Below are 1,355 nucleotides of genomic sequence, written 5' to 3'. Positions count from 1 at the left end.
CCCAGGCACTCGCCGGGCGCGAGGCGGATCTGCTGACCCGGCGGTACGACGATGATGCTGAACGAGTTCATTCGATCCCCCGATGTGTGCGGCTCGGCGCAGAGGTGAGCCGCGGTTCGCTGCTTCTACGGGCGTTGCCCTTCTCTGTGGAGACTGATCAGGCTAGGGAAGGGAGGGGCCGCCCACCACGGTTCGGGTCATGCCCGAGACGAGCTGGGGCATGGCCGTCACGGGAGCGGGACACTCCGCCCCGGAGGTGCGCTCGGCAGGGCCTCAGCGGGCCGGTTCACGCTCAGTGGCCACCGTTGGTCCGCAGGTGGCGAGCGTGTTGGCGTAGCGGGCGCGGGCCTCGCGCGACAGGCGGGCGGCGTAGCCCGGGTCGGCGTGGTCGTGGCCGTGCGCGGCCATGCAGAGCGCGACGTACAGGTCGGGCAGTTCGATGCCCGTGTCGTTGGGGCGTGCGCCGGCGGATCGTGTCGCATCCGTCGTCGGCGGCCCCGCGCATCCGGCCGCGGCGACGAACAGCAAGGCGGCCGCCGCGGCCGTGCACGCCGGCGTGAGCGTGCGCTTCATGTGGTGCTTCCCCCCTGATGTGCCGCCCCCCTTGGCGGCACGTCACCACCATGACGGCGCGAACGGCGGGGTGGAACCTAGGAGTTCAGAGGGTCAGCAGTCCGGGACCCATTTGTGGGAGCGGGGGCGGTACGTGCCCGACAGGTTGCCCTGCTGGTTGACGGAGGTGCAGCCGACCGGCTCGTCGCGCTCGCGCTCGGGGTTGTCCCAGTCGTAGCGAAAGTCCTCGCCCAGCCACTACGCGACGTTGTGGTCGGCCTTGGTGGCGTCGCCGTTGTTGAAGATGGACCTCACGGGTTCGGTCCGTGTCCAGGCGCACGTACCAGGGCCCTTGAGCCAGTTGCGGTCGTCGTTCCCCCACGTGCACATCTTCCCGTTGCCGTTCTGCTCGCTGAAGAAGCAGACGGAGAGCTTCAGACAGCGGTGATAGCCATAGGTGACGGGATCGTCCCGCAGCACTTCCACGAGCCCCACCGTGAGCGCCACCGCGGTCACCACCGCACCGGCCCCGATCACCACGGGCCGCCCCGGCCTGCGCACCCTGACCCACCGCGGCAGCCGCCGCGCGGGCGCGACCCCGGCCGCCTGCTCCACTCTCCGCAGCAGCGCCCCCGCGTCGTGCGCCGCCCGCTCGGAATGCGTACGCGCGAGACAGTCGGCGACGATCTCCCGCCATTCTGCCGGGAGTTCGGGGGAGAGCCGCAGCTCGTCGACGCCGTGGGCGTACCGCACCGCGGCGTCCCTGCGGACCGAAGCCGTGCCGCCGGGCAGCGGGAAGGTGC

At 71.4% G+C, this 1,355-nt stretch carries 2 protein-coding genes; both read right to left on the bottom strand.

Annotated features, from left to right (window positions below; translation table 11 throughout):
- Window positions 1-273: 273 nt before the first annotated feature.
- A complete protein-coding gene (locus ACZ5CR_RS45415; protein ID WP_468869603.1) occupies window positions 274-573 on the bottom strand; it encodes a hypothetical protein in 300 nt (99 codons plus the stop codon).
- Between the two features lie 237 nt (window positions 574-810).
- The coding region (locus ACZ5CR_RS45410; RefSeq protein WP_468869600.1) for a peptidase inhibitor family I36 protein at window positions 811-1,355 on the bottom strand (545 nt) is incomplete at its 5' end.

This window comes from Streptomyces sp. NPDC031274 (assembly GCF_055570235.1).
The sequence above is the reverse complement of the archived record's forward strand: the minus strand, read 5'-3'. Positions and strand labels throughout refer to the sequence as shown.

Excerpts from the sequence above, each read along its gene's own strand:
- ACZ5CR_RS45415 (WP_468869603.1), bottom strand. The coding sequence starts at position 573 with ATGAAGCGCACGCTCACGCCGGCGTGCACGGCCGCGGCGGCCGCCTTG.